General features: G+C 69.8%; 18 protein-coding genes, 2 tRNA genes and 1 pseudogene. 3 read left to right on the forward strand and 18 right to left on the reverse strand.

Going from position 1 to position 24,673, the window contains the following annotated elements:
• From ACWCSV_RS29840 to ACWCSV_RS29895, 12 genes and pseudogenes are all read right to left on the reverse strand, one after another.
• Nucleotides 1–474: pseudogene (locus ACWCSV_RS29840) on the reverse strand (hypothetical protein); the annotation flags it as partial.
• Nucleotides 475–559: 85 nt separating this feature from the next.
• On the reverse strand, nt 560–2,485 hold the full coding sequence (locus ACWCSV_RS29845; protein WP_386892292.1) for a TIGR03960 family B12-binding radical SAM protein: 1,926 nt from the start codon (nt 2,483–2,485) through the stop codon (nt 560–562).
• A 52-nt stretch (nt 2,486–2,537) separates the two neighbouring features.
• Nucleotides 2,538–4,070, reverse strand: a complete 1,533-nt coding sequence (locus tag ACWCSV_RS29850; RefSeq protein ID WP_451147494.1) for a CYTH and CHAD domain-containing protein — start codon at nt 4,068–4,070, stop codon at nt 2,538–2,540.
• 105 nt (nt 4,071–4,175) lie between these two features.
• Complete coding sequence (gene rodA, locus ACWCSV_RS29855) at nt 4,176–5,369, reverse strand: rod shape-determining protein RodA (RefSeq protein ID WP_451147496.1); 1,194 nt, start codon at nt 5,367–5,369, stop codon at nt 4,176–4,178.
• Nucleotides 5,369–7,540 carry a penicillin-binding protein 2 gene (gene mrdA, locus ACWCSV_RS29860; RefSeq protein WP_451147498.1) on the reverse strand — a complete coding sequence of 724 codons (2,172 nt, stop codon included), beginning with the start codon at nt 7,538–7,540 and terminating at the stop codon, nt 5,369–5,371. Before mrdA ends, rodA begins: the two co-directional genes overlap by 1 nt.
• A gap of 40 nt (nt 7,541–7,580) precedes the next feature.
• Nucleotides 7,581–8,240: a rod shape-determining protein MreD gene (mreD, locus tag ACWCSV_RS29865; RefSeq protein WP_451147500.1), complete on the reverse strand. Its 660-nt coding sequence runs from the start codon at nt 8,238–8,240 to the stop codon at nt 7,581–7,583.
• Nucleotides 8,241–8,251: 11 nt separating this feature from the next.
• Complete coding sequence (gene mreC, locus ACWCSV_RS29870; RefSeq protein ID WP_451147502.1) at nt 8,252–9,355, reverse strand: rod shape-determining protein MreC; 1,104 nt, start codon at nt 9,353–9,355, stop codon at nt 8,252–8,254.
• 122 nt (nt 9,356–9,477) lie between these two features.
• On the reverse strand, nt 9,478–10,497 hold the full coding sequence (locus ACWCSV_RS29875; RefSeq protein ID WP_124268240.1) for a rod shape-determining protein: 1,020 nt from the start codon (nt 10,495–10,497) through the stop codon (nt 9,478–9,480).
• Between the two features lie 293 nt (nt 10,498–10,790).
• Nucleotides 10,791–11,204 (reverse strand): nucleoside-diphosphate kinase, encoded by a 414-nt coding sequence (ndk, locus tag ACWCSV_RS29880; protein ID WP_266704304.1) that lies wholly within the window; start codon nt 11,202–11,204, stop codon nt 10,791–10,793.
• 113 nt (nt 11,205–11,317) lie between these two features.
• Complete coding sequence (locus ACWCSV_RS29885) at nt 11,318–11,668, reverse strand: DUF4233 domain-containing protein (RefSeq protein WP_451147504.1); 351 nt, start codon at nt 11,666–11,668, stop codon at nt 11,318–11,320.
• A 5-nt stretch (nt 11,669–11,673) separates the two neighbouring features.
• A complete protein-coding gene (folC, locus tag ACWCSV_RS29890) occupies nt 11,674–13,206 on the reverse strand; it encodes a bifunctional tetrahydrofolate synthase/dihydrofolate synthase (protein ID WP_451147506.1) in 1,533 nt (510 codons plus the stop codon).
• A gap of 131 nt (nt 13,207–13,337) precedes the next feature.
• A complete protein-coding gene (locus ACWCSV_RS29895) occupies nt 13,338–15,959 on the reverse strand; it encodes a valine--tRNA ligase (RefSeq protein WP_451147508.1) in 2,622 nt (873 codons plus the stop codon).
• 136 nt (nt 15,960–16,095) lie between these two features.
• On the opposite strand from ACWCSV_RS29895, the gene ACWCSV_RS29900 reads away from it, so the two are divergent.
• Nucleotides 16,096–17,184, forward strand: coding sequence for a hypothetical protein (locus ACWCSV_RS29900; protein WP_451147510.1), 1,089 nt, complete (start codon nt 16,096–16,098; stop codon nt 17,182–17,184).
• 131 nt (nt 17,185–17,315) lie between these two features.
• On the opposite strand, the gene clpX is transcribed toward ACWCSV_RS29900, so the two are convergent.
• The 5 genes from clpX to ACWCSV_RS29925 all read right to left on the reverse strand — a co-directional run bounded on the left by clpX (nt 17,316) and on the right by ACWCSV_RS29925 (nt 22,158).
• Entirely contained in the window at nt 17,316–18,614 is a 1,299-nt protein-coding gene (gene clpX, locus ACWCSV_RS29905; RefSeq protein WP_386892275.1) for an ATP-dependent Clp protease ATP-binding subunit ClpX, read from the reverse strand.
• Nucleotides 18,615–18,771: 157 nt separating this feature from the next.
• Nucleotides 18,772–19,455: an ATP-dependent Clp protease proteolytic subunit gene (locus tag ACWCSV_RS29910; RefSeq protein WP_327175818.1), complete on the reverse strand. Its 684-nt coding sequence runs from the start codon at nt 19,453–19,455 to the stop codon at nt 18,772–18,774.
• Nucleotides 19,456–19,546: 91 nt separating this feature from the next.
• Nucleotides 19,547–20,152 (reverse strand): ATP-dependent Clp protease proteolytic subunit, encoded by a 606-nt coding sequence (locus ACWCSV_RS29915; protein ID WP_327179998.1) that lies wholly within the window; start codon nt 20,150–20,152, stop codon nt 19,547–19,549.
• Nucleotides 20,153–20,550: 398 nt separating this feature from the next.
• Nucleotides 20,551–21,933 carry a trigger factor gene (gene tig, locus ACWCSV_RS29920; protein WP_451147514.1) on the reverse strand — a complete coding sequence of 461 codons (1,383 nt, stop codon included), beginning with the start codon at nt 21,931–21,933 and terminating at the stop codon, nt 20,551–20,553.
• Nucleotides 21,934–22,081: 148 nt separating this feature from the next.
• Nucleotides 22,082–22,158 (reverse strand) — tRNA-Pro (locus tag ACWCSV_RS29925).
• Between the two features lie 225 nt (nt 22,159–22,383).
• Here ACWCSV_RS29925 and ACWCSV_RS29930 point away from each other — a divergent pair.
• A tRNA-Gly gene (locus ACWCSV_RS29930) sits at nt 22,384–22,457 on the forward strand.
• A gap of 204 nt (nt 22,458–22,661) precedes the next feature.
• Here the strand turns inward: ACWCSV_RS29930 and ACWCSV_RS29935 are convergent.
• Nucleotides 22,662–22,856, reverse strand: coding sequence for a hypothetical protein (locus ACWCSV_RS29935; protein ID WP_327175820.1), 195 nt, complete (start codon nt 22,854–22,856; stop codon nt 22,662–22,664).
• Nucleotides 22,857–23,393: 537 nt separating this feature from the next.
• Here ACWCSV_RS29935 and ACWCSV_RS29940 point away from each other — a divergent pair.
• Nucleotides 23,394–24,572 (forward strand): acyltransferase family protein, encoded by a 1,179-nt coding sequence (locus ACWCSV_RS29940; protein ID WP_451147516.1) that lies wholly within the window; start codon nt 23,394–23,396, stop codon nt 24,570–24,572.
• The last annotated feature ends 101 nt before the right edge of the window (nt 24,573–24,673 follow it).

Below are 24,673 nucleotides of genomic sequence, written 5' to 3' on the forward strand. Positions count from 1 at the left end.
ACGCCACACGACCGGGACGACCACCAGGCAGCGCCACGCCCACACGACCGGAACAACCACCAGGCAGCGCCACGCCCACACGACCGGAACAACCACCAGGCAGCGCCACGCCCACACGACCGGAACAACCACCAAGTAGCGCCACGCCCACACGACCGGAACAACCACCAGGTACGTCCACACCCACACGACCGGTAGAACGACCAGGCAGCGCCACACCCGGGCGACGCCACGTCCCAGCGGCCGCAGCACCGCCCGGTCCAAGGCGCGCACCGTGACGACGAGCAGGTCCCAGGCGACGCGCACCGGCAGCACGACGAGCACCGCGATGATCCGGACCGGGATGCGGACGAGCTCGACGACGCAGCCGTCACCGGGTTCGTACCCCACGGGGTCCTGGTGCCGGCCGTACCCGGGCCGCTGCCCCGGCACCCCGGGGGCCGGTATGCCGTCGGGGTCCTTCTCGCTCTCCATGGGGTTCATCATGCGGAAGGCCCGCCCCGGGGAGATCCCGGGGCGGGCCTTTGTCACACGCTTGGTACGCCGAGCGGCGCGAGAGTCACTTCACCACGGTGAGCGGCAGCAGCTTCTTGCCGGTGGGGCCGATCTGGATGTCCAGGTCGAGCTGGGGGCAGACGCCGCAGTCGAAGCAGGGAGTCCAGCGGCAGTCCTCGACCTCGGTCTCGTCGAGCGAGTCCTGCCAGTCCTCCCAGAGCCAGTCCTTGTCCAGGCCGGAGTCGAGGTGGTCCCAGGGCAGGACCTCCTCGTAGGTGCGCTCGCGGGTGGTGTACCAGTCGACGTCCAGGCCGAAGCCGGGAAGCGTCTTGTCGGCGCAGGCCATCCAGCGGTCGTAGCTGAAGTGCTCGCGCCAGCCGTCGAACCGGCCGCCGTCCTCGTACACCGCGCGGATGACCGAGCCGACGCGGCGGTCACCGCGCGAGAGCAGGCCCTCGACGATGCCGGGCTTGCCGTCGTGGTAGCGGAAGCCGATGGACCGGCCGTACTTCTTGTCGCCGCGGATCTTGTCACGCAGCTTGGCGAGCCGCGCGTCGGTCTCCTCGGCGCTCAGCTGCGGCGCCCACTGGAAGGGGGTGTGCGGCTTGGGGACGAAGCCGCCGATGGAGACGGTGCAGCGGATGTCGTTCTGGCCGGACACCTCGCGGCCCTTGGCGATCACGTTGACCGCCATGTCGCCGATCTGGAGGACGTCCTCGTCGGTCTCGGTGGGCAGGCCGCACATGAAGTACAGCTTCACCTGGCGCCAGCCGTTGCCGTACGCGGTGGCGACGGTGCGGATCAGGTCCTCCTCCGAGACCATCTTGTTGATGACCTTGCGCATGCGCTCGGAGCCGCCCTCGGGGGCGAAGGTGAGACCGGACCGGCGGCCGTTGCGGGTCAGCTCGTTGGCGAGGTCCACGTTGAACGCGTCGACGCGGGTGGACGGCAGCGAGAGGCCGATCTTGTCCTCGGTGTACCGGTCGGCGAGGCCCTTGGCGATCTCGCCGATCTCGGTGTGGTCGGCGGAGGAGAGCGAGAGCAGGCCGACCTCCTCGAAGCCGGTGGCCTTCAGACCGCGGTCGACCATCTCGCCGATGCCGGTGATGCTTCGCTCCCGCACGGGGCGCGTGATCATGCCGGCCTGGCAGAAACGGCAGCCGCGGGTGCAGCCGCGGAAGATCTCGACGGACATCCGCTCGTGGACGGTCTCGGCGAGCGGGACCAGCGGCTGCTTCGGGTAGGGCCACTCGTCGAGGTCCATGACCGTGTGCTTGGACACACGCCACGGCACGCCCGACTTGTTGGGCACGACACGGGCGATGCGGCCGTCGGGGAGGTACTCGACGTCGTAGAAGCGCGGGACGTAGACGCCGCCGGTACGGGCGAGGCGGAAGAGCACCTCGTCGCGGCCGCCGGGCCGGCCTTCGGCCTTCCAGGCGCGGATGATCTCGGTGATCTCCAGGACGGCCTGCTCGCCGTCGCCGATGACCGCGCAGTCGATGAAGTCGGCGATGGGCTCGGGGTTGAAAGCGGCGTGGCCGCCCGCGAGCACGATCGGGTCGTCCATCGTGCGGTCCTTGGACTCCAGCGGGATGCCCGCCAGGTCGAGGGCGGTGAGCATGTTGGTGTAGCCGAGCTCGGTGGAGAAGCTCAGCCCGAAGACGTCGAACGCGCCGACGGGCCGGTGGCTGTCCACGGTGAACTGGGGCACCTTGTGCTCGCGCATCAGCTCTTCGAGGTCCGGCCACACGCTGTACGTGCGCTCGGCGAGGACCCCTTCGCGCTCGTTGAGCACCTCGTAGAGGATCATGACGCCCTGGTTGGGCAGACCGACCTCGTACGCGTCGGGGTACATGAGCGCCCAGCGGACGTCGCATTCGTCCCACGGCTTGACGGTGGAGTTCAGCTCACCGCCGACGTACTGGATGGGCTTCTGCACATGCGGGAGCAGAGCTTCGAGCTGTGGGAAGACCGACTCGGCAGACATCTCGCGAACCTTCGTGAGCTGGCAGGGGTGACCATCCAGCGTACCCCGCTGCTCAGCTCTTCAGCGCCGCCCGCAGCCGTGCCCCGGACGCGCGGGCCCAGACCCGCGGCAGTTCGTCCTCCAGCCGGGCCGCCGCAGCCTCCTCGCGGCCGTACAGAAGTCCCCAGGTGAAAGCGGACTCGCCGGCTCCGTGGGCGTGCACGGCCATGGCGCGCAGGGCGTCGCGTGCGACCACGCCGTCCTGGTGGTCGCCGAGCAGACTCTGGAGGGCCTCGACCCTCTTGGCGAGCCGCTTCGCGGGCTTGCCGAGGGCGGGGCGCGCGACCTCGGCCGCGTACCGGGTGCGCTTGGCCGCCTTGCGGGCCTCGTGCATCGCGCGGTCGCGGTCGTGGCCCGGCGGCAGGTCCAGGGCGTGGTGGACCCGGGCGGCGAGCCGGTCGTGGTCCTTCAGCACCGCGGGGGCGAGCGTCCCGGCGGCGTCCTCGCCGGCCGCCGGCAGCAGCGGCGGATCGGCGAGCAGCGCGTCCAGGCCGTCGAGCAGCGCGAGGTGGCGCTCGCTGTCGAGCGCCGCGAGGATCCGGCGGCGGGCGCCGGCGCGTTCCGCCGCCCCCCACCGCTCCAGCCTGCCGCGTACGGGCCCCAGCAGCAGGGCGGGTTCCACCCCGTCGACGCGGCCGAACAGTCGTTCCTCCAGGACCTCGTGGTCCCGGCCGGTACCCAACTCGGCGGCCAGCCACTTCAGTTCGGAGCCCAGCTGGTCGGTGACGGCCCGGTCGAGGACCTTCCGGTACGTCTTGAAGGCACTGCGCAGCCGCCGGGTGGCGACCCGCATCCGGTGCACCGCGTCGGGCAGGTCGCGGCGGACCGCCGGGTCGAGGGTGACGATCGTCTCGGTCTGACGGCGTACGTGGGCCAGGACCTGCTCGCCCGCGGTGCCGGGCTCCCCGCCGGGCGGCGCCCGATGCCCGGTCTTCTCCCCCGGTGCCGTCTCGGCGAGCGCGCGGCCCACCTTGGAGGCGGACGCGGAGGGGCGTACGCCCGCACCGGCGAACCACTCCTCCACCGCGTCCAGGAAGGCGGGGTCGGCGTCGTCGGCCAGCTCGACCTCGATCTCGGTCCAGCCGGCGGTGGCTCCGGCGCCGGGCTCGGTGAGCCGCTCGGCGAGGACCGTGTCGACGCTCAGCTCGGCGAGCGGCCGGCCCTCGGCGTCGGCGAGGCGGTGGACGTCGCGCGAGGAGAGCAGCCGGACGACCGGGACGACGGGCCGGCCGCGGACCCGGGAGCGGATCAGTCCGGCGAGTGCGTCGGGCAGGGTGTCGGCGAGCGGCGCGCGGATCTCGTCGCGCACGCCGGGGGCGACGGGGAACTTCACGTGCCAGCCCTCTTCGTCCCCGCCGGTCCTGCGGCGCAGGGTGACGGAGCCCGCGGCCAGCCGGAAGTCCTCGGTGTCGTAGTAGACGGCGTCGAGTTCCACGACCCCGCGGGGCACGGACACGGCCGTTCCGGCCACCCCGGTGAGGTCGGGCAGCCGGGTGCCGGGAGCCGTTTCGTACTTCCGCTCGATCTCGCGCTTGACGTCGGCCATGTTCCGAATCTAACGCCGGGGCCCGCTGGTTTCACGGGCCCGGACAGCACTCCGGCCCGATGGCTGCTGCCACCGGGCCGGAGGACGGACGAGCCTCGCGGGCGCTCAGGCGGACATCGGCCGCTGCACCCGGATCGACTGGAGCAGCCCGATCGCCACCCAGACGGCGAACATCGACGAACCCCCGTACGAGACGAAGGGCAGCGGCAGACCGGCGACCGGCATGATGCCGAGGGTCATCCCGATGTTCTCGAACGCCTGGAAGGCGAACCAGGCGATGATCCCGGCGGCCACGATCGTGCCGTACAGCTCGGTGGTCTCGCGGGCGATGCGGCAGGCACGCCAGAGGACGACGCCGAGGAGGACGATGATCAGCCCGGCACCCACGAAGCCCAGCTCCTCGCCTGCGACCGTGAAGACGAAGTCGGTCTGCTGCTCGGGGACGAACTGGCCGGTGGTCTGGGTGCCGTGGAAGAGCCCGGTGCCGGTGAGGCCGCCGGAACCGATCGCGATGCGCGCCTGGTTGGTGTTGTAGCCGACGCCCGCCGGGTCCAGGGCGGGGTTGGCGAAGGCGGCGAACCGGGCGATCTGGTAGTCGTCCAGGAGCCCGAGCTGCCAGACCGAGACCGCGCCGAGGGCGCCCGCGCCGAGGAGTCCGAAGACCCAGCGGTTGGGGGCGCCGGAGGCGAGCAGCACGCCGAGGACGATGAAGGCCATCACCATCACCGAGCCCAGGTCGGGCATGAGCATGACGATGCCCATCGGGATCGCGGCGACCCCGAGGGCCTTGGCGACGGTCCGGTGGTCGGGGTGGAGCTGGTCACCGGCGTCGACGCGGGCGGCGAGCAGCATCGCCATGCCGAGGATGATGGTGATCTTGGTGAACTCGGAGGGCTGGAGCGAGAATCCGCCGCCGATGATGATCCAGGCGTGCGCGCCGTTGACGGTGGCACCGAGCGGGCTGAGGACCGCCAGCACCAGGACGACGGAGAGCGCGTAGAGGATCGGTACGGCGCCGCGCAGGGTGCGGTGGCCGAGCCAGATCGTGCCGATCATCAGGCCGAAGCCGATGCCGGTGTTGAGGGCGTGGCGGAAGAGGAAGTAGTACGGGTCGCCGTGGGTGAGGCCGTCGCGTCCCCGGGTCGCCGAGTAGACGAGCATCGACCCGATGAAGGAGAGCGCGAGCGCCGAGCCGAGCAGCGGCCAGTCGAGCCGCCGCACGACCGAGTCGCGTGCGGTGAGCCAGGCCCAGGAGGACCGCTCGGGGCCGTACCCGGAGACGGAGAAGCCACCGGCCATCAGTCCCGCCTCCCGAGTGTCGCGGCGAGCGCCTGCTGCCCCTCGCCGAGGGGCTTGTTGGCGTCGGGGTCGTACGGCTTGACCTTCGGAGCGTTGATCGTGCCGTCGGGCTGGATCTTCGGCAGGGTCTTCTGCGGCGTGGGCAGCAGCGCCTTCTTGAGGTCCTGCTTGCCTTCGGCGTCGAGGCCGTAGAGGGCGTTGTAGATGTTCCGCACGGCGGGGCCGGAGGCACCGGAGCCGGTACCACCCTGGGAGATCGTCATGACGATCGAGTAGTCCTTGGTGTACGTGGCGAACCACGAGGTCGTCTGCTTGCCGTAGACCTCGGCGGTACCCGTCTTGGCGTGCATCGGGATCTTGTCCTGGGGCCAGCCGCCGAACCGCCAGGCGGCGCTGCCCCGGGTCGCGACACCCGCGAGGGCTTCGTCTATTTTGTCGCGTGTGTCTCCGGTGAACGGAAGCTTGCCGTGCGAGACGGGCTTGATCTCCTGGACCGTCTGTCCGTCGCCGCTGACGACGGCCTTGCCCACCGTGGGGTCGTAGAGGGTGCCGCCGTTGGAGATCGCGGCGTAGATGGTGGCCATCTGGATCGGGGTGACGAGCGTGTCGCCCTGCCCGATCGAATAGTTGACGGAGTCACCGGCGCGCATCTTGTCGCCTTCGCGGCAGTTCTCGTACTCGATCTGCTGGGCGTACGTGCCGTCCTTCTTGCCGTCCTTGCACCAGTAGGCCTTGTTGGCCTTGAAGAAGTTCTCCTTCCACTGGCGGTCGGGGACGCGGCCGGTGACCTCGTTGGGGAGGTCGATGCCGGTCTCCTTGCCGAGGCCGAACTGGTGGGCGGTCTTGTAGAACCAGTCGCCGGGGTTCTTCTTCGGCGAGGTGCCGCCGTCCTTCAGCCACTCCTTGTGCGCGATGCCGTAGTAGACGGTGTCGCAGGAGACCTCCAGGGCGCGGCCGATGGTGATGGAGCCGTAGCCCTGGGACTCGAAGTTCTTGAAGGTCTGGCCGCCGATGGAGTACGAGCTGGGGCACGGGTAGTTGCCGTCGAACGGGTACCCGGCGTTGACCGCCGCCGTTGAGGAGACGACCTTGAAGATGGAGCCGGGGGCCGCCTGGCCCTGGATCGCGCGGTTCAGCAGCGGGTAGTTGGACTTCTTGGTGGTGAGCTTCGTGTAGTCCTTGGCGGAGATCCCGCCGACCCAGGCGTTGGGGTCGTAGTCCGGCAGCGAGGCCATCGCGACGACCCGGCCGGTCTTGGCCTCCATCACGACGACGGCCCCCGAGTCGGCCTTGTAGTTCTCGTTGGTGTTCTTGTCGAACTCCTTGCGGGCCGTCTTCATCGCCTTGTCGAGCTCGTACTCGGCGACGGACTGCACCCGTGCGTCTATCGACGTGACGATGCTCGAACCGGGCTCGGCCGGGTCGTTGTCGGCCTGCCCGATGACCCGGCCGAGGTTGTCGACCTCGTAGCGGGTGACGCCGGCCTTGCCGCGCAGCTCCTTGTCGTACGTGCGCTCCAGGCCGGAGCGGCCGACCTGGTCGGAGCGGAGGTACGGCGACTCGGTGTCCTGGGCCTTGGTGATCTCCTCGTCGGTGACCGGGGAGAGGTAGCCGAGGACCTGGGCGGTGTTGGCGCCGCCGGGGGCCGCGTACCGGCGTACGGCGGTGGGTTCGGCGGTGATGCCGGGGAAGTCCTCGGCGCGCTCGCGGATCTGGAGGGCCTGCTGGGTGGTGGCCTCGTCGGTGACCGGGATCGGCTGGTAGGGCGAACCGTTCCAGCAGGGCTGGGGGGTCTTCGCGTCGCAGAGCCGGACCTTGTCCTTGACGTCCTGGGGCTTCATGTCGAGGACGTCGGCGAGGCGGGTGAGGACGGCGTCGCCGTCGTCCTTCATCTTCAGCAGCTCGGTGCGGCTGGCGGAGACGACGAGGCGGGTCTCGTTGTCGGCGAGCGGTACGCCGCGCGCGTCGAGGATGTCTCCCCGGACGGCGGGCTGCACGACCTGCTGGACGTGGTTGTTCTTGGCCTCGTCGGTGTACTCCTGGCCGTTGCGGATCTGGAGGTACCAGAGCCGGCCGCCGAGCGTCAGGAGGAGGGAGAAGACGAGGATCTGGATGACGACGAGGCGGATCTGGACGCGCTGGGTCCGGCCGGTCTCGGGGATGTTGCTCACGGTGCGCCCCCGTCAGTGGTGCTCGGGTGCTGGTCCGGCCTCACAGTCGCTTGACCCCCTTGATCCTTCCCGCGCGCGCGGCGCGATTGCGGGCGGCCCTGACGCGGAGTCCGCCGCGCTGGTTGCCGATCGTCAGGCCGGTGCCCGAGGAGAGCCAGCCGGCGGAGACGTCGCCGCCGGCCGACTCGGAGACCGGGTCGTTCTCGGTGCGTCTGGCGAGCCCCATGATCAGCGGTACGACGAACGGCGCGAGCAGCAGGTCGTAGACGGTGGCCGTGAACACCAGGCTGGTGAGGCCGACGTGCCGGGCCGCGGTGTCGCCGACGAGGGCGCCCACCAGCGCGTACAGCAGGGTGGTGCCGACGGCGGCCACGACGACGAACGCCATGGGGCCGAAGGCCGATTTGAGCTGCCCGTTCTCCGGCCGGAACAGCCCCGCGAGGTAGCCGATGACGCAGAGCACCAGGGCGTAGCGCCCGGCGGCGTGGTCGGCGGGCGGGGCCAGGTCGGCGAGGATGCCCGCGCCGAACCCGATCAGCGCGCCGCTGACGTGCCCGTACACGAAGGCGAGTCCGAGGACGGTGAGCAGCAGGAGGTCGGGGACGGCTCCGGGGAGCTGGAGCCGTGCGAGCACGGATACCTGGACCACGAGGGCGACCACGACGAGGGCGACGGAGAGGAGCGTCCGGTTCAAGCGCATGGGGTTCAGCCCTACTCCTGGTCGTCTGCCTGGCCGTCGGGGTCGGCGGCGGCGTCGGTGTCTGCGTTGGCGTCGGTGTTCGCGTCGGGGAGCGTGGCGACGTCGGTGGCGCCGGCCGCCGCCTCGCCCGAGGCGGTCGCGCCGGGCGTCTGGTGGATGTTGCCGACGACGTTGCCGCTGCCGTCGACGAGGTCGCCGTTGGGCTGGACGGTCACGGTGACGGTCGGGGTGGGCTTCGGCTTGGCCGGCTTGGCGGCCTTCTTCGGCAGGACCGCGTCGCGCGGGTCGGTGCGGGGGGCCTGCACGACGATGCCGACGATGTCGAGCTTGGTGAAGCCGACGTACGGCTTGACGTAGACGGTCCGGGTGAGGTCGCCGCCGGACGGGTCGACGCGGACGACCTCGCCGACCGGGACTCCGGGCACGAACGGCTTGCCCTTGCTGGAGCCGAAGGTGACGAGCCGGTCGCCCTTCGCCACCTTGGCCTTGCCGTTGAGGAACTGCACCGAGAGCGGGCTGGTGCCCTGGCCGGTGGCGAAGCCGAGCTCGTCGGTCTTCTCCATCCGGGTGCCCACGGTGAAGTCCGGGTCGTTGGCGAGGAGGACGGTCGCGGTGTTCGGGCCGACGGTGGTGACCCGGCCGACGAGCCCTTCGCCGTTGAGCACGGTCATGTCGCGGGCGATGCCGTCCTTGGAGCCGGCGTCGATGGTGATCGTCCAGGAGAAGCCCTGGGCCGCTCCTATGGCGATGACCTGGGCGCCCTTGATGCCGTACTGGCCGGCGTCGGCGTTCTTGAGGATCGCGTCGAGCTGGCGGACCCGGCTGTTGGTGCGGGCGTCGCTGCCGAGCTCCGTCTTGAGCTGCGCGTTCTCCTTCTCCAGGGCCGCGATCCTGTCGTGCCGGTCCCCGGAGTCCCGGACGGCTCCGATGGCGTTGCCCACCGGGTCCACCGCCGCCGCCACGCCGTTCTCGACAGGTCCGAAGACCGTCGCGGCGGCCTGCCGGGCGCCGTCCACCGGCGAGTCCTCGCCGCCGCGGATGTCCACCGTGATCAGTGCGAACGCGATGACGATCAGCAGCACCAGGAGCAGCCGGCTCTCTCGTGTGTCCCTCACGTGCGGCGGCCGTGCCTTCCTCGTAGGAATGTTCGTGCCTGTATATCAACGATCTGCCGTACGGGGCGGCAGCGCCCGCACGGCAGACCGAAGGTGTGTCAGGGGCCTGTCGGCCGCACCGCTCAGCGGCGGGGCTGGGCGTCCAGGACCTGCTGGAGCGCCTCGAACTCCTCGACGCACTTGCCGGATCCGAGCGCCACCGAGTCCAGCGGGTCCTCGGCGATGTGGATCGGCATGCCCGTCTCGCGGCGCAGCCGCTCGTCCAGCCCGCGCAGCAGCGCGCCGCCGCCGGTGAGGACGATGCCGCGGTCCATCACGTCGCCGGAGAGTTCGGGCGGGCACTTGTCGAGCGTCGTCTTCACGGCGTCGACGATCGCGTTGACCGGCTCCTCGATGGCCTTGCGGACCTCGGCGGCCGAGATGACGACCGTCTTGGGCAGTCCGGAGACGAGGTCCCGGCCGCGGATCTCGGTGTGCTCGTCCTTGTCCATGTCGTACGCGGAACCGATCGTGATCTTGATCTGTTCGGCGGTGCGCTCACCGAGGAGGAGGGAGTACTCCTTCTTGATGTGCTGGATGATCGCGTTGTCCAGCTCGTCCCCGGCGACCCGGATCGACTGGGCAGTGACGATTCCGCCGAGGGAGATCACCGCGACCTCGGTGGTGCCGCCGCCGATGTCGACAACCATGTTGCCGGTGGCCTCGTGGACGGGGAGGCCTGAGCCGATGGCCGCCGCCATGGGCTCCTCGATGATGTGCACCTGGCGGGCACCGGCCTGCGTCGACGCCTCGATGACGGCGCGGCGCTCGACCCCGGTGATGCCGGAGGGCACGCAGACGACGACGCGCGGGCGGGCCAGGTAGCGGCGCTTGTGGATCTTGAGAATGAAGTAGCGGAGCATCCGCTCGGTGATCTCGAAGTCGGCGATGACGCCGTCCTTCAGCGGCCGTACGGCAACGATGTTGCCCGGCGTACGGCCGATCATCTTCTTGGCCTCGGAGCCGACCGCGAGAATGCCGCCGGTGTTGGTGTTGATGGCCACGACGGACGGCTCGTTCAGGACGATGCCGCGCCCCCTGACGTACACCAGCGTGTTGGCAGTCCCGAGGTCGATAGCCATGTCACGACCGATGAACGACATTGAGTTCCCCTTGTTCCCCATGAGGATGCGGCGGTGCCTTCCCGAGAAAGCATGATGGCTGGTTCTGCTCGGCGAATCCGGCGCGCTGCGGGTGTGGAAGCTTCCATCGTAGTGCCGGGCGCACGTACGCAGCGCGAGGGGCATTCGCCTTACCGGGTGGAACGACTACCCGTCCCACCCATGGTGACGTTACGTCGGTGGGATGCGTTCCCGCGATCGGTACACGTATACCGAAGGGCGACCGAATTACTTCGGTCGCCCGGGGTCACCAGCGCTGTTTGGCCGATCGACCGTCAGGACAGACCCGGAAAGAAAAGCTTCAGTTCCCGCTCCGCGGACTCCTCGGAGTCCGAGGCGTGGATGAGGTTCTCCCGGGTGATCGTCCCGAAGTCGCCGCGGACGGAACCGGGCGCGGCGGCGATCGGGTCGGTCGGGCCCGCCAGGGCGCGGACGCCCTCGATGACCCGCTCGCCCTCGGCGACCAGGGCGACGACCGGGCCGGAGGCCATGAACTCCACGAGCGGCTCGTAGAACGGACGGCCCTTGTGCTCGCCGTAGTGGGCTTCCAGCGTATCCCCGTCGAGCGTACGCATCTCCAGGGCGGTGATCCGCCAGCCGGCCTTGCGCTCGATGCGGCCGACGATCTCACCGATCAGCCCGCGCCGGACCGCGTCCGGCTTGAGGAGAACGAGGGTGCGCTGGGTCATGTCGTGCGGCTCCTTGAGGGTGGCGGGGTGCGGGAGAGCGAGATTACAGGGGCAGGCCCGGGGCCCGACGGGTGGGGGGTTACGCTGCGTCAAGCTCAGGGGGAAGCGCAGGGTCAGCCGGCGGCCGCTTCGGCCTCCATGGCCGCCCAGCGGGCCTTCGCCTCGTCGATCTTCCGGCCGTAGTGCACCGACGCCCACCACAGAGCGGCGAAGGCGACGCCGAGGATGTACATCACCGGGACGAAGAAGCCGCTCACCACCAGGGCGATCTGGAGCGCCCAGCCCAGTGCGACACCGCCGGGGCGGCCGAGCATGCCGCAGAGCAGCACGGAGAGCAGCATGCCGATGCCGCACACGGTCCAGACGGTCGCCGTGGTCAGGTCGTCGGACTTCATCGCGACGAGCCCGGCGAAGCCGATCACGAAGAACTCGCCGATCAGCGTCGACGCGCAGAGGGTACGCACAGGGGTCAGCCCCTTCCCAGGAGCAGCCGGGCCTCGCCGACCGTGATCACGGAACCGGTCACCAGCACGCCGGCGCCCGCGTATTCGTCTTCTTCCTCGGCGAGGGTGATCGCCGCCTCGAGCGCGTCGTCGAGCCGGGGCTCCACCTGGACGCGGTCGTCGCCGAAGACCTCGACCGCGACGGCGGCGAGGGCGTCGGCGTCCATCGCCCGGGCGCTGGAGTTCTGGGTGACGACGATCTCGGCGAAGATCGGCTCGAAGGCTTCGAGGAGCCCGCGCACGTCCTTGTCGTCGCTGGCTCCGACGACCCCGATGAGCCGGGAGAAGCTGAAGGCCTCGGAGAGCCCCTCGGCGGTGGCCGCGGCGCCGGCCGGGTTGTGGGCGGCGTCCAGGACGACGGTGGGGCTGGAGCGGACGACCTCCAGGCGGCCCGGCGAGCGGACCGAGGCGAAGGCGGTGCGGATCGCGTCGATGTCGAGCGAGCGGGTCTGTTCGCCGCCGATGCCGAAGAACGCCTCGACCGCGGCGAGCGCCACCGCCGCGTTGTGCGCCTGGTGGGCGCCGTACAGCGGGAGGAAGATGTCGGTGTACTCGGAGGCCGGGCCGCCGAGTCCGCGCAGCGTCAGCAGCTGGCCGCCGACCGCGACCTCGCGGGAGACGACGCCGAACTCCATGCCCTCGCGGGCCACCGTCGCGTCGGCCTCGACGGCCTTCTTCAGCATCACCTGCGCGGCGTCCACCGGCTGCTGGGCCAGCACGACCGTCGCGCCCTGCTTGATGATCCCGGACTTCTCCCCGGCGATCTCGGCGGGGGTGTTGCCGAGCCGGTCGGTGTGGTCGAGCGAGATGGGCGTGACGACGGCGACGTCTCCGTCGATCACGTTGGTGGCGTCCCAGGTGCCGCCCATGCCGACCTCGACCACGGCGACGTCGACCGGCGCGTCGGCGAAGGCCGCGTACGCCATGCCCGTCAGCACCTCGAAGAAGGAGAGGCGGTACGGCTGCTGGGCGTCGACCATCTCGACGTACGGCTTGATGTCCTGGTACGTCTCCACGAACCGCTCGGGGGCGATCGGGGTGCCGTCCAGGCTGATCCGTTCGGTGATCGACTGGACGTGCGGCGAGGTGTAGCGGCCGGTGCGCAGGTCGAAGGCGTTGAACAGGGCCTCGATCATGCGGGCCGTGCTGGTCTTGCCGTTCGTCCCGGTGATGTGGATCGACGGGTAGGCGCGCTGCGGCTCGCCGAGCACGTCCATCAGGGCGGCGATCCGGGTGACGGAGGGTTCGAGCTTGGTCTCACCCCAGCGCCCGGCCAGCTCCTGCTCCACCGCGCGCAGCGCCTCGGCGGTCTCGGGGTCCTCGGGCGTGGCCGGGGGCGCGTCCGACACGGGCGGCCCGGACTGGGTGCGCAGGGTGCGGCTCCCGGCCTCGATCACCGCCAGGTCGGGGTCGCGCTGGGTTGCTTCGTCCACGATCTCCGAGAAGGTGTCGTCGGACTCTGACGCGTCGTGCCGGTCTGAAGGGCGGGGCTCACTCACGGGCCCCAGTCTACGGACCGCCGCGGACATCGCGCGCAGCGCCCGCACCGGGGGCCGGACCGCCGGTGCACGCGGGGTACGGCGAGGCCCCCGCGCCCCGGTCGTGGGGTGCGGGGGCCTCGCCCGGGGCATCAGCCCTGCGGCAGGTTAGCCAGCTGGGCGGTGATCCGCTCGATGTCGGCGTTCGCCTTGGCGAGCCGGGCGTGGATCTTCTCGACCACGTTGTCCGGTGCCTTGGCGAGGAAGGCCTCGTTGCCGAGCTTGGCATTGGCCTGGGCCTTCTCCTTCTCGGCGGCGCCCAGATCCTTCGTGAGGCGCTTGCGCTCGGCCTCGACGTCGATGGTTCCGGAGAGGTCGAGGGCGACCTGCGCACCGGCCACCGGCAGGGTCGCGGTGGCGTGGAAGCCCTCCTCCGCCGGCTGGAGGCGGAGCAGCTGGCGGATGGCCGCCTCGTGCGGGGCCAGCGCCGTGCCGTCGAGGGTCAGCCGGGCCGGGACCTTCTGGCCGGCCTTGAGGCCCTGGTCGCCCTTGAAGCGGCGGACCTCGGTGACGACCTGCTGGACCAGCTGGATCTCGGCCTCGGCCGCCTCGTCGCGGAAGCCGGAGTCCTTCGGCCAGTCGGCGACGACGACGGACTCGCCACCGGTGAGGGTGGTCCAGAGCGTCTCGGTGACGAACGGCACGATCGGGTGGAGCAGCCGCAGCGTGACGTCGAGGACCTCGCCGAGGACCCGGCCGGAGACCTTGGCCTGCTCGCCGCCCGCGAAGAACGTGGTCTTCGACAGTTCGACGTACCAGTCGAAGACCTCGTCCCACGCGAAGTGGTAGAGGGCGTCGGAGACCTTGGCGAACTCGTACTCCTCGTAGAACCGGTCGACTTCGGCGACGGTCTTGTCGAGGCGGGACAGGATCCAGCGGTCGGTGGCCGTCATCGCGGCGGCGTCCGGCAGCGGGCCGTCGACCGTCGCGCCGTTCATCAGGGCGAAGCGGGTGGCGTTCCAGATCTTGTTGGCGAAGTTGCGGGACGCCTTGACCCAGTCCTCGCCGATCGGCACGTCGGCGCCGGGGTTGGCGCCGTTGGCCAGCGTGAAGCGGACGGCGTCGGAGCCGTAGGCGTCCATCCAGGTCAGCGGGTCGACCGCGTTCGGGTTCGACTTCGACATCTTCTTGCCGAACTCGTCGCGGACCAGGCCGGTGAGGGCGACGGTCTTGAACGGGATCTCGCCGTCCATGGCGTAGAGGCCGAACATCATCATCCGGACGACCCAGAAGAAGATGATGTCGTGGCCGGTGAGCAGGACGTCGGTCGGGTAGAACTTCTCGAGGTCCGGGGTCTTCTCCGGCCAGCCGAGCGTGGAGAACGGCCACAGGCCGGAGGAGAACCAGGTGTCGAGGACGTCCTCGTCCTGCGTCCAGCCCTCGCCGGTGGGCGCCTCGTCGTCGGGGCCGAGGCAGACGACCTGGCCCTCGGGGCCGTACCAGACGGGGATGCGGTGGCCCCACCAGAGCTGGCGCGAGATGCACCAGTCGTTGAGGTTGTCGACCCAGTCGAAGTACCGCTTCTCCATCTCCTTGGGGTGCAGCGCGACCCGGTCGTCACGGACCGCGTCGCCGGCGGCCTTGGCGAGCGTCTCGACCCTGACCCACCACTGGAGGGAGAGCCGCGGCTCGATGGTCGTCCTGCACCGGGAGCAGTGGCCCACGGAGTGGACGTACGGGCGCTTCTCCGCGACGACGCGGCCCTGCTCGCGCAGGGCCGCCACGATGGCGGAGCGCGCCTCGAAGCGGTCGAGGCCCTGGAAGGGGCCGGGCACGGTGATGACGCCGCGCTCGTCCATGACCGTGAGCGACTCCAGGCCGTGGCGCTGGCCGATCGCGAAGTCGTTCGGGTCGTGCGCCGGGGTCACCTTGACCGCGCCGGTGCCGAACTCGGGGTCGACGTGCGTGTCCGCGACGACCGGGATGGTGCGGTCGGTGAGCGGGAGCCTGATGCGCTTGCCGATGAGGTGGGCGTACCGCTCGTCGTCGGGGTGGACGGCGACGGCGGTGTCACCGAGCATCGTCTCGACCCGGGTGGTGGCCACGACCAGGGTCTCGTCGCCCTCGCCGTACTTCAGGGAGACGAGCTCGCCGTCGTCGTCCTGATAGTCGACCTCGATGTCCGAGATGGCCGTCAGGCAGCGCGGGCACCAGTTGATGATGCGCTCGGCGCGGTAGATCAGCTCGTCGTCGTAGAGCCGCTTGAAGATCGTCTGGACGGCGCGGGAGAGGCCCTCGTCCATGGTGAACCGCTCGCGCGACCAGTCGAGACCGGCGCCCAGTCGGCGGAGCTGGCCGAGGATGCGGCCGCCGTACTCTTCCTTCCACTGCCAGACGCGCTCGGTGAACGCCTCGCGGCCGATGTCGTGGCGGGACTTGCCCTCTTCGCCGAGCTGCTGCTCGACCTTGTTCTGGGTGGCGATGCCGGCGTGGTCCATGCCGGGCAGCCAGAGGGTCTCGAAGCCCTGCATCCGCTTGCGCCGGGTCAGCGCGTCCATCAGCGTGACCTGGAAGGCGTGGCCGAGGTGGAGGGCGCCGGTGACGTTCGGCGGCGGGATGACGATGGTGTACGGGGGCTTCTCGCTCGTGGCGTCCGCCGTGAAGTAACCGCGCTCCACCCAGCGCTCGTACAACGTCCCCTCTACCTCGGCCGGCGCGTACTGGGTCGGCAGTTCGGGGTTGCTGGCGGGCGTATGTGTTGCGTTCTCGGTCACGGAGACAGTTTAGGGCTGTCACAGTCGTGCCCCGAAACCGGTTTGTTCCGTAACGGTGTGCCTGCGGGTGTCCTACTCCGGAGCCGCTTCCGACAGGATGTTCGGAACGCATAAGCATTCTGGAGGGGACAGCGTCATGAGCAACGACCAGCCGGGACCGTACGGCGGCCCGCCGCCGCAGGGCCAGCCCGGACCCTACGGCCAGCAGCCCGGTCCGTACGGCCAGCAGCCCGGACCGTACGGGCAGCAGCCGCAGGGCGGGCAGCCCGGCTACGGCTACCCCCAGCAGGCCCCCCAGGGTGTCCCGCCGCAGCAGCCCCCGGCCCCGCCCGCGCAGGGCTACGGCTCCCCGCAGGGCCAGCAGCCCGGACCGTACGGTCAGCAGCCCGGAGCGTACGGGCAGCAGCCGCCCACTCCGCCCTACGGCCAGCAGCCGCCCACGCCCCCTTACGGGCAGCAGCCGCCCACCCCGCCCTACAGCGGCCAGCCGGGCTTCCCGGGGCAGCCGGGCGTACCTCCGTTCGAGCAGCCCAGGAAGAAGCGGACCGGCCTGATCGTGACGGCCGTCGTCGTGGTTCTGGCCGTCGTCGCGGGCGGTGCCTACCTGCTGACCTCGGGGTCGAACAGCGACGTCGCGGACTCCACCAAGGGGTACAAGATCACGCCGCCGGCCTCGGTGGACGACTACAAGCAGGACACCACGGACGCGAAGCCCGGCGCCCCGATGACCGGCAAGGACAAGAGCGATGCCGAGGCCATCGGGATCAAGAACCCCAGCCAGGTCAGCACCACGTACGTGAGCGGCGACCTGGAGAAGAACCCGCTCACCACGAAGATGCTCCTCCTGGAAGGCAGCTGGGGCGAGATCGACGACCCCGCGAAGGTCATCGACGCGTCCTTCGCGAGCGCCGCGAAGAAGGCGGAGCTCGGCAGCTCCGACGGGGGGTCGCTGGTCGGCAGCCCCAAGGAGGTCAAGCCGGCCGGTTTCAAGGGCGCCCTGATGAAGTGCCAGGACGCCAAGATGATCAACGACAAGGCCGACGGCACCGCCGCGAACGGCCCCAAGGAAATGACCATGCCGGTCTGCGTCTGGGCCGACTACAGCACCGTGGGCATCGTGATCGGCTTCGACGTCGGCGGCGCCATGACCAACAAGCCGATGAGCCAGGACGAGGCTGCGGCCCTCGCGGCGAAGCTCTACAACACCGGCCGCACCAAGCTCTGATCAGCGCGGAGAGATCCGGTCAGCGCGGAGAGATCCAGTCGGTACGGAGAGATCCGGTCCGCACGACGCCCGAGGGGCCCGCTCGCACATTCGGTGCGGACGGGCCCCTCGGGCGTTGCTGCGGGCGGGAGTTACGCGGACTTCTCGTGCCGGCCGCCGTCGTTCTTGCCGATCGCGCGCGGCTCGCGCGGGACCAGCGTGGGGTTCACGTTGTTGCGGACCACGTCCGGGGTGATGACCACGCGGGCGACGTCCTTGCGGGACGGGACCTCGTACATCACGGACTGGAGGACTTCCTCCATGATGGCGCGCAGGCCGCGGGCGCCGGTCTGCCGCAGGATCGCCTGGTCGGCGATGGCCTCCAGGGCCTCGCGCTCGAAGTCCAGCTCCACACCGTCGAGTTCGAAGAGCCGCTGGTACTGCTTCACCAGGGCGTTGCGCGGCTCGATGAGGATCTGGAGCAGCGCCTCGCGGTCCAGATTGTGGACCGAGGTGAGGACGGGGAGACGGCCGATGAACTCGGGGATCATGCCGAACTTGACCAGGTCCTCCGGCATGACCTCCTGGAACTGGTCACTCGCCTGGATCTCCAGCTTGGACCGGATCGTCGCGCCGAAGCCGATGCCCTTGGCACCGGACCGGGACTCGATGATCTTCTCCAGTCCGGAGAAGGCGCCGCCCACGATGAACAGGACGTTCGTCGTGTCGATCTGGATGAACTCCTGATGCGGGTGCTTGCGGCCGCCCTGCGGCGGAACGGAGGCCGTGGTGCCCTCCAGGATCTTCAGCAGCGCCTGCTGCACACCCTCACCCGAGACGTCGCGCGTGATCGACGGGTTCTCGCTCTTGCGGGCGACCTTGTCGATCTCGTCGATGTAGATGATCCCGGTCTCGGCCTTCTTGACGTCGTAGTCGGCCGCCTGGATCAGCTTGAGCAGGATGTTCTCGACGTCCTCGCCGACATAGCCGGCCTCCGTCAGCGCCGTCGCGTCGGCGATGGCGAACGGGACGTTGAGCATGCGGGCCAGCGTCTGCGCCAGCAGCGTCTTGCCGGAGCCCGTGGGGCCCAGCAGGAGGATGTTCGACTTGGCCAGCTCGATCGCGTCCTCGCGACCGGAGCCACCGCCGTTCTCCCCGGCCTGGACCCGCTTGTAGTGGTTGTACACCGCGACGGAGAGGGCCTTCTTCGCGGGCTCCTGCCCGACGACGTACCCCTCCAGGAACTCGTAGATCTCGCGCGGCTTGGGAAGTTCTTCCCAGCGCACTTCCGAGGTCTCGGCGAGCTCCTCCTCGATGATCTCGTTGCAGAGATCGATGCACTCGTCGCAGATGTACACACCGGGTCCCGCGATGAGCTTCTTCACCTGCTTCTGGCTCTTTCCGCAGAACGAGCACTTGAGCAGGTCGCCGCCATCACCGATGCGTGCCACGAGGTGCTTCCCCTTCGCCTGGGAGACGCCTGGTTCAGCGACTCCTGGTGCCTCTCTTCGACGGTACCTTGCCTGGGCCCCCGTTCGGGCCCCCCTTGGCACGGTTCACACGGCCGGAGACCGGTCGGATGTGCGTGCCAAGGGGAAAAGACCGACGTCAGACCTGGGCTCCGGCCGAGGTCTTACGGGTGGAGACGATCTGGTCCACCAGACCGTACGCCAGAGCCTCCTCGGCGGTAAGGATCTTGTCGCGCTCGATGTCCTCGCTGATCTTCTCCAGCGGGGTCGTCGAGTGCTTGGCCAGCATCTGCTCCAGCTGGGTGCGCATGCGCAGGATCTCGTTGGCGGCGATCTCCAGGTCGGAGAGCTGCTCACGGCCGGTCTGCGAGGACGGCTGGTGGATGAGCACCCGGGCGTGCGGGAGCGCCATGCGCTTGCCGGGGGTGCCGGCGGCCAGCAGGACGGCGGCGGCGGAGGCCGCCTGGCCCATGCAGACCGTCTGGATGTCCGGCTTCACGAACTGCATCGTGTCGTAGATCGCGGTGAGCGCGGTGAACGAGCCGCCGGGGCTGTTGATGTAGATCGAGATGTCGCGGTCCGGGTCCATCGACTCCAGGCACATCAGCTGCGCCATGACGTCGTTGGCCGAGGCGTCGTCGATCTGCACGCCGAGGAAGATGATGCGCTCCTCGAAGAGCTTCGCGTACGGGTCGTACTCGCGCACGCCCTGCGAGGTGCGCTCCACGAAGCGCGGCACGATGTAGCGGTTGTCCACCTGCGGGCCGGTGTAGAGGCCGCTCGCGGAGGCGCCGGGGAAGTTGTTCATGTGGGTGTTCACCATCCTGGTGGCGTTCTGTGGGCTGGTTTCTCGGCGCACGTTCTTGGCGTACGAGAGGTGTGTGCGGAAGCGGGGCCGTCCGGGGTGAGCCGGATCAGGCGCCGGTGCCGCCGCCGCCCGGGATGCCCGACGCGAACGTGATGATCTCGTCGATGAGGCCGTAGTCCTTGGCCTCCTCCGCGGTGTACCAGCGGTCGCGGTCGCCGTCGCGGATGATCGTCTCCACGGTCTGGCCGGAGTGGTGGGCGGTGATCTCCGCCATCCGCGTCTTGGTGCGGAGCAGGTACTCGGCCTGGATCTTGATGTCCGAGGCGGTACCGCCGATGCCGGCCGAACCCTGGTGCATGAGGATGTCGGTGTTGGGGAGCGCGAAGCGCTTGCCCGCGGCGCCGCCGGTGAGCAGGAACTGGCCCATCGAGGCCGCCATGCCCATGCCGATGGTGACGACGTCGTTCGGGATGTACTGCATGGTGTCGTAGACGGCCATACCGGCCGTCACGGAGCCACCGGGGCTGTTGATGTAGAGGTAGATGTCCTTGTCCGGGTCGGCGGCAAGGAGCAGCAGCTGTGCGGTGATCTTGTTGGCGATGTCATCGTCGACCTGCTGACCGAGGAAGATGATGCGCTCGCCGAGCAGTCGGCTGTAGACCTGGTCGCCGAGGCCACCACCGAGGGACGGCTCTCCGGCGGCGTAGGGCATCAGATTCGTCACGTATCCACCTGCTCGTCTCTGACGGCTCCGGCCGTCTCAGCGTCTTCGTACCGGGTGGGCCGGGACTCCCCGACCCTTCCTCTTCATGGACCCTAACGCGCAGGTTGAACAAGACCATCCCGCTTCCACAACTGTTCGCTGGGAGCGCAAGGTACGCAGTGCGCACAAGGGTTCTGAGGGTTCGTCGCGGATGCGCCGGAGCGGCCCGCGGACCCCCTCCCGGGAGCCTACGGGCCCCCGGTGCGGGCCGGGCCTCCGGGGGGTGCGGGACGGCGCCTCCCGGGGGTGTGGGCGCCGCCCGTCGTCGTACCGGCCGCGGCGGGTACGACGACGGGCCCCGGACAGCGTGAAGCGTCCGGGGCCCGTCGTGCGGATCAGGGGGAGGCTCAGGCCTCCGTCTTCTCCTCGGCCGCAGCCTCGTCGGAGTCGGCGGTGGCGGCCTCGGCCGTCTCCTCCTCGTCGTCTTCCAGGTCGACGATCTCACCGTTGGTGTCGGTGACCTTCGCGGCCTCGACGACCAGCGCGAGCGCCTTGCCGCGGGCGACCTCGCCGACGAGCATCGGCACCTGGCCACCCTCGACGACGGCCTGGGCGAACTGGTCGGGGCTCATGCCGGAGGAAGCAGCGCGCCGCATGAGGTGCTCGGTGAGCTCCTCCTGGTTGACGTTCAGCTTCTCCTTGTTGACGATCTCGTCCAGCAGGAACTGGGTCTTGATGCCCTTGACGGCCTGCTCCGAGGTCTCGGCCTCGAACTCCTCGACGGTCTTGCCCTGGATCTCCAGGAACTTCTCCAGGTCGAGGCCCATCTGGCCGAGCTGGTGGTGCTCCAGGTTGTGCTTGCGGGTGTTGATCTCGTCCGCGAGCAGCTTCTCCGGGATCGGGACCTCGGCGAGCTTCAGCAGCTCCTCGAGGACGCGCTCCTGGGCCTGGGTGGCCTGGTCGTACTGCTTGGTGTTCTCCAGGCGCTTGCGGCTGTCGGCGCGCAGCTCCTCCAGCGTGTCGAACTCGCTCGCCATCTGGGCGAACTCGTCGTCCAGCTCGGGCAGTTCGCGGGCGGCGACGGCGGTGACCTTGACGGTGACCTCCGCTTCCTTGCCCTCGGCCGAGCCGCCCTTCAGCTCGGAGGTGAAGGTGGCCTCGCCACCGGCCTCCAGGCCCTTGACGGCCTCGTCGATGCCGTCGAGGAGCTCGCCGGAACCGATGGTGTACGAGACACCGTCGGCCACGCCGTCCTCCAGGACCTCGCCGTCGACCTTGGCCTGCAGGTCGATCGTCACGACGTCGCCCTCGGCGGCGGCGCGCTCGACCGGGTTGGTGGAGGCGAAGCGCTCGCGGAGCTGCTCCACGGCCTTCTCGATGTCCTCGTCGGTGACCTCGAGGGCGTCCACGGTGACCTCGATGCCGGAGTAGTCCGGGATCTCGATCTCGGGGCGCACGTCCACCTCGGCGGTGAAGGAGAGCAGCTCGCCGTCCTTCAGCTCGGTGATGTCGACGTCGGGCTGGCCGAGAACGTTCAGCTCACCCTCGTTGACCGCCTCGGTGTAGAACTTCGGGAGGGCGTCGTTGACGGCCTCCTCCAGAACCGCACCGCGGCCGAACCGCTGGTCGATGACGCGGGCCGGGATCTTGCCCTTGCGGAAGCCCTTCACCGTGACCTGCTGGTTGATCTTCTTGTACGCCGCGTCGAGGCTGTCCTTGAGCTCCTCGAAGGGCACCTCGATGCTGAGCCGAACCCGGGTCGGGTTCAGGGTCTCCACGGCGCTCTTCACGGTTCGGTCTCCTTGGTGGCTGACTTCGGGGGGTCCCGCCCGCCGCCTGTCGGCGGCTTCGCGGATCGGCCCGGCTCATCAGACACACGGGCACGCAATTTGCATAGTAACGGCAAGGGGGAGGACTCCCCCAATGCGATCTTCCTGGTGGTCGGGGTGGCCGGATTCGAACCGACGACCTTCCGCTCCCAAAGCGGACGCGCTACCAAGCTGCGCCACACCCCGTCGGTGCGACACAGAGGGTACATGCAGAAAGGACGCCCATCCGCCGCTTTCCGGCGGCCCTGCGGCAGATGGCCCGTCCCGGCCTACGGCAGGAGGCGGGGCGCGCGGCGCGGGTCCGGCGGCTCGGTCCCCGGTGCGCCCCCGGATACGGGTGTGCGTGCACCGGCTCCGACCCGCTACGATGCTCTTCGTACCCGGGGCCGTTCGCGGCACCGGTGCGGTTGTGCGGGCGTAGCTCAATGGTAGAGCCCTAGTCTTCCAAACTAGCTACGCGGGTTCGATTCCCGTCGCCCGCTCCATGACGAAGGCCCGGTGCCGCGTCCCGTGATCCCACGGACGCCGCACCGGGCCTTCGTCGTATCCGGGTCTCCGTCGCATCCGGACCCCTGCCGTACTCGCGGGGCGGTCCCGGTACGCGCTCGCGCCGCGCCGCCGGCCGTGGGGACGGCGGTCGGCGGCGCGGCGGTCTTCGAGCGCGGGACGAGCGGCGGACCGCTCACGGCTCAGAAGCTGATCTGGTTGATCGTGTCGGCTATGGAGTTCATGAACCTGTTGATCGCGGGCGCCATGCCCGTCGATGCCAGGAAGAACCCGAAGAGGATCGCGACGATCGCCGGCCCGGCCTTGATGGATCCGCCGCGGATCAGCACCACCAGGATGATCGCCAACATCAGCACCACAGACAGTGAAATGGCCACGACTGCTCACACCCTAGGTCGGTCCGCCTTGCCGGCCCGGGGGCGTGCTCCGTCGCGCGCCCTCCGTTCACTCCATCGTGCCATCAACTCCCGTGGAGGCGCCGCCGGGTGACGGAGCGACCTGGCTGATTCTCGCCATTTGTGTGGAGGCGTCGGGGCCCGCGGAGCCGACAGCCCCCGGGCCCCCGAGGGGGCTCCACCCCCGTCCGGGCCGCACAGGAGCGCCGTACGGCGACCCCGGCCCCGCCACGCCCCGCCGGGAGAACCGGTTCCGGCGCCTTCGGAAAGAATTCACTCCCTCCCCACGGGCCACGCGCATTTCGTGGAGCGATGGATCGCGGGAGGGTGCCGGAGATCACGAACCAAGGAGAGTGCGGCAATTCACGCCCCTCAATCTCCGTGCGATTTGCCCGATTTAGTCGGTAATTCAACCGGCATAGCGGACATAACTCAGTAGTTTCGGCGTCGAATTGCCGGGCAGGCGCGAGGCTTCCGACGCGCTTCACGAAAAGCGAAAGACAGGCTTAGGTTTTTCGAATGCTTCCTGCTCCGAGCCGTACACAGAGGACGGCGCTCCCGCCGGAGACCCTGGACCCGGAGCCCGGACAGAGATCCGCGGCGACCGCGACCGAGGCTCCCCCGGCGACCACGCCCGGGACTCCCCCGGCGGCCTCGCCGTCCTCGCGGGGGACCGCCTCGGCGGCCAAGAAGCGCGATCCGTACTTCGACAACGTGAAGTATCTGGCCATCGTGCTCGTCGCCGTGGCGCACGCCTGGGAACCGGTGATGGGCGACAGCCGGGCTGCCCGCACGCTGTACATGATCATCTATACGTTCCACATGCCCGCGTTCATCCTCGTCTCCGGCTACTTCTCCCGGTCGTTCGACGCGAGCCCGGCCCGGATGAAGCGGCTCGTCACCGGGGTCGCGGTCCCTTACGTGGTCTTCGAGACGGCCTATTCGCTGTTCAGGCGGTACGCGGGCGGAGAGCCGCACGCGCCGATCACCCTGCTCGACCCGCTCTTCCTCACCTGGTTCCTGGCCGCCCTGCTGATCTGGCGGCTGACCACCCCGCTCTGGCGGACACTCCGCCACCCGCTCCCGGTCGCCCTCGCCGTGGCCGCGCTCGCCTCGGTCTGCCCCGGCATCGGGGACGATCTGGACCTCCAGCGCGTCCTGCAGTTCCTGCCGTTCTTCGTCCTGGGCGTCATGGCCCGGCCCGAGCACTTCGCGTGGGTGCGCCGGCGCCAGGTGCGGCTGCTCTCGCTGCCGCTGTTCGCCGGGGCGCTCGGGTTCGCGTACGCGGTGGCCCCGCACATGCAGCTCGGCTGGTTCTACCGCAGCGACAGCGCCCAGGAGCTGGGCGCCCCCTGGTGGTCCGGGGTGGTGATGACGCTGCTGATGTTCGGCTGCGCCCTGCTGCTCACCGTCGGCTTCCTGTCCTGGGTACCGTCCCGGACGACCTGGTTCACGGCGCTGGGCGCCGGGACCATCTGCGGATACCTCCTGCACGGCTTCCTGATCAGGGGCGCCGAGTACGCGGGGCTGATCGACGACAACGCGTGGCTCTCCGGCCCCGCGGGGCTGGTCGTCGTCTCCGTCGTCGCGGCCGGGGCCGTGACGCTGCTGTGCACCCCGCCGGTGCGCAGGGTGATGCGGTTCGCGACCGAGCCGGACATGGCCTGGGCGTTCCGCCGCGGCCCCGCCACCCGCTGATCGGGCCGGGCCGTCCCCTCGACGGGTGAAGACCGGTGCCGCCGCCCCTCCGGGCGGGCGGCACCGGTCTTCGTCTTTCACGGGCGGCGGGAGCCGGAGGG

The organism is Streptomyces sp. NPDC001770 (assembly GCF_053596135.1).